This is a genomic window from Stenotrophomonas rhizophila, assembly GCF_003651185.1.
Lineage (GTDB): Bacteria > Pseudomonadota > Gammaproteobacteria > Xanthomonadales > Xanthomonadaceae > Stenotrophomonas > Stenotrophomonas maltophilia_Z.
In genome coordinates, this window is sequence record NZ_RCDC01000012.1 from 1 (window position 1) to 6289 (window position 6289).

General features: G+C 57.4%; 8 protein-coding genes and 1 pseudogene. All 9 read right to left on the minus strand.

The window, feature by feature from the left end:
* Positions 1–462 (minus strand): annotated as a pseudogene (locus tag BCL79_RS19960) (IS3 family transposase); the annotation flags it as partial.
* On the minus strand, positions 462–776 hold the full coding sequence (locus tag BCL79_RS19965; RefSeq protein ID WP_121042179.1) for a DUF1153 domain-containing protein: 315 nt from the start codon (positions 774–776) through the stop codon (positions 462–464). The gene BCL79_RS19965 and the pseudogene BCL79_RS19960, both read right to left, overlap by 1 nt.
* A gap of 91 nt (positions 777–867) precedes the next feature.
* Positions 868–1149 (minus strand): YrhB domain-containing protein, encoded by a 282-nt coding sequence (locus BCL79_RS20600; protein WP_121044669.1) that lies wholly within the window; start codon positions 1147–1149, stop codon positions 868–870.
* Between the two features lie 12 nt (positions 1150–1161).
* Positions 1162–2595, minus strand: coding sequence for a toxin glutamine deamidase domain-containing protein (locus tag BCL79_RS20540; RefSeq protein ID WP_259462223.1), 1434 nt, complete (start codon positions 2593–2595; stop codon positions 1162–1164).
* 45 nt (positions 2596–2640) lie between these two features.
* Complete coding sequence (locus BCL79_RS20545; RefSeq protein ID WP_259462224.1) at positions 2641–3396, minus strand: hypothetical protein; 756 nt, start codon at positions 3394–3396, stop codon at positions 2641–2643.
* Between the two features lie 72 nt (positions 3397–3468).
* Positions 3469–3759 carry a barstar family protein gene (locus BCL79_RS19985; RefSeq protein WP_220668931.1) on the minus strand — a complete coding sequence of 97 codons (291 nt, stop codon included), beginning with the start codon at positions 3757–3759 and terminating at the stop codon, positions 3469–3471.
* Positions 3760–4007: 248 nt separating this feature from the next.
* Positions 4008–4487, minus strand: coding sequence for a hypothetical protein (locus BCL79_RS20405; protein WP_220668932.1), 480 nt, complete (start codon positions 4485–4487; stop codon positions 4008–4010).
* Between the two features lie 117 nt (positions 4488–4604).
* Complete coding sequence (locus BCL79_RS20175) at positions 4605–4931, minus strand: hypothetical protein (RefSeq protein ID WP_147433931.1); 327 nt, start codon at positions 4929–4931, stop codon at positions 4605–4607.
* Between the two features lie 175 nt (positions 4932–5106).
* The coding region (locus BCL79_RS20410) for a VENN motif pre-toxin domain-containing protein (RefSeq protein WP_220668933.1) at positions 5107–6289 on the minus strand (1183 nt) is incomplete at its 5' end.

The following is a 6289-nucleotide window of genomic DNA, read 5'->3' on the forward strand; positions in this document are numbered from 1 at the left end:
GGCAGTGCTCGCCTTGCCGGTGCGCGACAGGTGCCAGCCCAGCAGCTGCCGCGTGCTGCAGTCGATCACCAGCGCCAGACTCAGCCAGCCGTCCTTGCCGCCCCATACACGGCACAGGTCCGTGGCCCATCGCTGGTCGGGTCGTTCGGCACGAGAGACCTTTGCCTGGATCCTGGGCCGTTGCCCAAGTGCGCGCTTGCGCACCTGCCAGCCCTTGAGCTGGAAGATCCGCTGGACGGTGTTCTTGTTCATGCCCAGCAATGCAGCCACCGTGCGGTAGCCGAACGACGGCTCCGCCTCGATCATCTCCTTGATCGGCTCGGCAAGCTCCGCTTTGACCTTTGCAGGCGAACGGGTCGGCTTGTAGTACGTCGTCCGCCGCGCCACGCCGAACCACTGGCACAGCTTGGTCATCGGTATCGCTACACCTTCGTCCTTCAGCCCCTGCTGGACCGAGAGCATCAGCTCTCGTCCTTTCCCAACAGGGACGCCAGCTTTTTTCGGGCGCGGATCTCCAGCATGGCCTCGCCGTAGGCTTCCTGCAGGTCTTTGAGCTGGCGCTCATACTGCTCGCGCACGTCCTCCGGCTTGGCCCGCAGCGCGTTCTCCATGCCGCGCTTGCCATCGTCCACCCAGCTCTCGATCTCCGCCGGCGTCAGGTCGAACTGGCGACTGGCCGCAGCCACGGTGGTCTTGCCCTGGATGATCTCAAGGACCAGTGCCGACTTGCGACGGGCCGTCCAACGCTTGATCTCTTCTTCCATCACTTCGCTCATCGGTGTCTCCTTCGGGGAAAGTAACACCTGAGCAGGAAATCAGTGGGTCATTGCATCATCTGATTACGCCAGTCCTTTAAGAGAGACCGAGTCAAGCTATTCTCGCTCTTTTCTGTTCCACGTACTCATTTAGGTATTCCTCCAATGGTCTAGCTGTGCCAAGTACCACAAGCTCCCCAGAGTCCCTATCAATCAAGAAGGGTCCATTACCCGCCAATTGTGCAGAGAAGTCCCCGGTCTCTAAAAACTCTTTTGACTGGTAGCAGAAGTACCAACCTTCCTGGAACTCACCCTCAAGGCAAATCTGGAGCGGAATCTCAGACTGCCCCAAGTACTCAACAGCTTGCGATAGAGCCCGGCTGTATGTGATCACAACTCACCTCATTTACCTTGTCTTTAGAAGATGCAGGGTTTTGAACTTGCTCAAATCAGCAGCCTTACCTGTCTGCCCATCAAGGAAGCGAATTACCCCGTTTTGATTGACGACATTGAATACATGACCAGTCTGTCCTGGACCATACGACCCGTAAATTATGCCTCGAGATCCAGTTCCAGAACGCAACATTTGTTGGACGATATCATCGGGTTGAGTGATGGGGCCGAACTTTGATCCGTATTGCTTTTCCAGAACGCTCAACGGGACGCCGTTTGTGTGGTTGATTGGCAGTGCTGATGCAGGATTTCCTGCCAAGGTTGAGTCAGTGGCGATGGAACAGTTCACGCAATTGTGAGTTCGACCAAAGTTTGGATAGCCAGGGTTAACATCTCGTATCGAGCCGGCAGCCTCATCAGCTAGCCCGCCCGCATTTCGAAGATTGATGTCGCTTGCTACCTTGCCGCTTCTCCAAGCCGCGCCGAGCAGAGCCAAGTCGAGGCCCGCGAGATTTCCGAGCTTGTAGCGTCCGGCTTCGATTGGGTTACCAGATGTGTCCCCAAAGATCGGCGTTCCCACAATCATGCGTTCGTATTTGAACTCAACCGTGACAGGGTCACGATGATATTGAGGGGCCAGGGCTATATCTCCCAAGGCGAGCGCATAGCCCAATGCTCCGGTTACGAGCTCGGACGCGGGATCCACTGCCCCCATCCCCATTTGCATGAAGAATGAGCCTGTCCCTCCCCTATACGGTTTGCCGGCGGCAGTCTCGAGGAACCTCATGACAAGTTCCTTGCTTGCCGCTTGGTCAAGACCCAAGCCAAGTTGGCTCGCATCGGTCTTCCCATATGCCCATGCCTGAGCGAACTGAAGATCACATGCGCCGTCAGCTTGCTGACATGTCGCCAACATCTCCTTGCCCTGCAGTTTTGAGACCTTAGCCCAGCGCTCACTTGCCGCGCTCTCACAGGCTTCGTTGCCGTTGCACTCCTTGCGTTCCTCAGCCAATGCAAGAAGCTGCTTGGCATCGAGATAGTTGTTCTCAACAGAGTTTTTCGCGATTCCAGCGGCCAATGCAGTGCCTGCAAGCCCATCACCAGCACTGCTTCCAGCCACGGCGGCCACCGCCTGCGACAACGCCAGAATCGTCTGCTTCTGCTGATCATTCAGCTCGCCGGTGTAGCCGGGATACAGCGCCTCGGTCAGCAGCTTCGCCGCCAGTTCGCCACCAGCTGCTGCTGCCGCACCACCCCCAGCGTTACCGCCATTGACCTCAGCCAGCAGCGCACCCAACAGCGCATGTGACAGCAACTGCAACGCGGCGTTTGGGTCACTGCCGTGTTTTGCATCGAACTTGTCACCGATAAGGTTCGCCGCATACGGCGCCAGGGCATTGGCCACCACTTGGCCGCCGCCCTGCCCGGAGGTGGCACCTAACAGCAACGTGGTAACTGCGTCGAGCGCGCGGCTGTTGTCACCACCGATATCCTACTGCTTCGAGTCCCGGTAGGCCTGGCTGTATCGGGTGAGCACCGCATCACGCGCCGCTGCATCCATGGCATTGAAATTTGCCTTTTCCTGTGGTGTCAGGTCGGCAAAGTAGGCTTCAACGGCCTTGTTGGCCTTATAGGCCTGCACATCATTGGCAATCTGCTTGCTGGTGGCCATCACCGTGCCCATCGCATTCGCCATCGCCTGCTGATTGGCCAGCTGCAACTCGGCATTGGGCACCGCCTCAATCGCGCGGTGTGCGGTTGCGGCATCGGTGTTCACGCCCAGCTCGGCGGCGGTCACCTTCTGGCCGCCGATGACGATGTTGCCTTCGGTCAGCGTGGCGTAGGTGGTGCTGCTGTCGCCGCCCTTCTCGTTCATCGGCACGCCACCGCCGAAGTTCGGCGTGGCACCGGCAAACACCGGCGTGTTGCCCTCCATCGCGCCGCCGTAGCCACCGCTGATGCCGCCCGAGCTGGTGCTGTGCTGCATCTGGTTCTGCAGGTCGCTGAAGGTCAGCGTCTGCGCGGTCAGTTCACTGTGGGTGGCGTTGGTGCTGGCAATCGCACCGCCGACCAGGTTCACGTGGCCGGCATCGACGTGGTACCCACCATCACCGGCGAACAGGCCCGACTGCTGGCCCACGCCCTGATAGCTGCCGTTGGACTTGCCCGCGCTGGCGTAGCCGTCGGCGCTCCAGGCGGTGCCGAACGACACCTGCACCCGGCCGCCCACCTGGCTGTTCTTGGACATGCTTTCTGCAACGTCCTGTAGCTACTCGATGGTCAGCAACCGGCCCAATGACAACTCCGTGCCATTGATGATTTATGACAACGCAAAGCTGAACCTATCTTCCCAACCGTATTGAGCATCCTGCTCGACAACTCGTCGCAAAGTTTCGACTATGTCGTCAAAACGAGGTCCAAGCGCTAGTGCAGATTTTTGACTTGAGATCCACGACAGCTCGACTGGGCGTTCAATACTGGAGCTCAAGAGGTCCCATAGTGCGTCCAAGTTTCTGCCATAGAACACACCGACGCCTAGCTGCTCTGCAATCTGCGCATGAAAATCACGTTCTGAGTTGATAAGCTCTCCATCGATAATAATCTTATTCAATATCATTTCCATCGCCCAATGCCATGCACGGAATTATAGTGATCATTCGTGATGAACAGGAGGTCGTCGTTTGAGTAGAGGGGCCGAGTTCCTGGCTGGCTTGCTTTGGATCTTGAACCGGTTAGTTCTACATCGGCCTCCTACTAGACTCTGCCAACGCTGCTTGGAAGCACGCCGGTCGTATTGTGAAACACATCGCCACCAATCTGCCCGCCCGGGACGCTGTTTTCTAGCGCTTTGCCAGGTCGTCAGCCATTCTGCGCTGCTTCGCTCTTAGTCACATAGCTCGGAGGCAACTGACCAGTCGCCCTGAGGCAAACCACGATATCGTTCGCATCTGCTGTGGTACGCAGATCCACTTTGAGCTTCGCGTAGATTGCCGCGTTATGCGCAGAATTACCGATGCCCGAGAGCGCGTTCGGCGCCCCACCAGTGAAGTCCAGCGCATTTGGTCCTGGACCTTCCAAGCTAGGCTTTTGACCCGTCAGCGGCAACGATTCGGTCTCCACCACCTTGGTGCTGCCGCCATCGACCTTGCCCATCCCGCGGGTACTCTTGGGCCTGAGAACAAACCCTGATCCCGCGATATCCCACCCAAGCATCCCAAGCTGATTGGTCATCGGTACGGTTTGCGAGTCGACACCAAATGCAGTGAGAGTTGCACTGGGCATCCCGAAGATAGGCCCGAGCAACGCCATTTCAATCCGGTTCCTGTCGCTCACCGACATGCCGGGCGCCAACGGACCAAACTCAGAGGTTAGACCAAGCCTGCGCCAAGTTAAATTCGGCCCGCAAGAAAGCCTCCTTCCCAAGTTAGATCATTGGCACCCATATCGACCCACATCTTAGTCAACAGGCCAACTTACCCCGTCAACAAACCTTCCATGCCAGTAACGCCTAGAATATTCGTCATCTCTATCCATGTGATACACAAAATCATCAAGCCGGTCTCCCAATGGGAACTCAAACTTGTATTTTGCAGTTGCCAGAACACCCTGAATTGAATGGAGCTCATCAAATTCGGCCGCGGTCGCATCATAATCAAGACAACCAATGGAAGCAATGATCTCAGAAATTCTGAGCTCGCACGCTATTAGTGCGCGCCTCAGATTACCAACGACCTTTCGATATTCTTCAAGCTCACCTTCAAATTCAGAAAATATTTCTATCATTTCTTTCTCACTGGCTGAATATGACCAATCTGACCTGTTATCGGATTGTAAATAACCTCCAATCCTGCCCCCTCGTATCTGAAATAGCCTGGGGCACCCCTAGGGTCAGGCGTAATCACAGGATTGCTGGCGAAGACCTCCTTCACTTGTAGGAATGGAGCGGGCCTTCCTTCCTTCAAAGCCTCTCATAGTAGGACTCACTGATCTTCAGCCCGTCAACCACATAGAAGCCGTCCATTAGCTGAATTTTATTTCGCGGAGCTCCGGTTGTAGGTGTGGGCTTTGTGAGATTGCCAGCAGAATTTTGGATAAGCACCACTTGGGTGCTCCCTCCATCAACGTTAGCGGGTCCGCGGGTACTCTTGGGTCTGAAGATGAAACCTGACCCCGCGATATCCCACCCAAGCATCCCAAGCTGATTGGTCATCGCTACGGTTTGCGGGTCAACACCAAACGCAGTGAGAGTTGCACTGGGCATGCCGAAAATAGGCCCGAGCAACGCCATCTCAATCCGGTTCCTGTCAGTCAGCGACATGCCAGGCGCCAACGGACCAAACAGTGCGCCATCCCAATCCGTTTCGCGCAGCAGCCCGATCTCTCTGTTGAGCAGTGTTCCCAGATGAGGAGGCTGGCTGGACGCCTCCCGCGCAATCGCGCTGGCCAGGATCTGGTCGTACTCCTTCGTTCCAGGCTTCAGACTGAAGAGTACATACTGCTCGTCGGGCGTGAGATAGGGTGCGTACCGCTCCATGACATCACGGCTCTGCTCTTGGCTGACCTCAGCCCAGCGCGCGTCCGTGGCCTGCAGGCACACTGAGTCCTTTCCACATGCTGCACGGTCAGCATCCTTCGCCTTCCGCTGCGGGGCACTAAGGTAGTTGTTCTCCACCACATTTTTTGCGATCCCAGCTGCCAGTGCAGCTCCTGCAAGCCCATCACCAGCGCTGCTTCCAGCCACGGCCCCCACCGCCTGCGACAGCGCCAGAATCGTCTGCTTCTGCTGATCATTCAGCTCGCCGGTGTAGCCGGGATACAGCGCCTCGGTCAGCAGCTTCGCCGCCAGTTCACCGCCGGTCGCTGCGCCCGCACCGTTTGCTGCGTTACCACCATTGGCCTCAGCCAGCAGCGCACCCAACAGCGCATGAGAGAGCAGCTGCAGTGCAGCGTTCGGATCACTGCCATGGTTCGTATCGAACTTGTCGCCGATCAGGTTCGCCGCATACGGCGCCAGGGCGTTGGCCACCATTTGGCCGCCGCCCTGCCCGGAGGCAGCACCCACCAGCAGCGTGGTAACAGCCTCAAGCGCGCGGCTGTTGTCGCCACCGATGCCCCAGTTCTGCTGCTGTGCCACGGCGTCG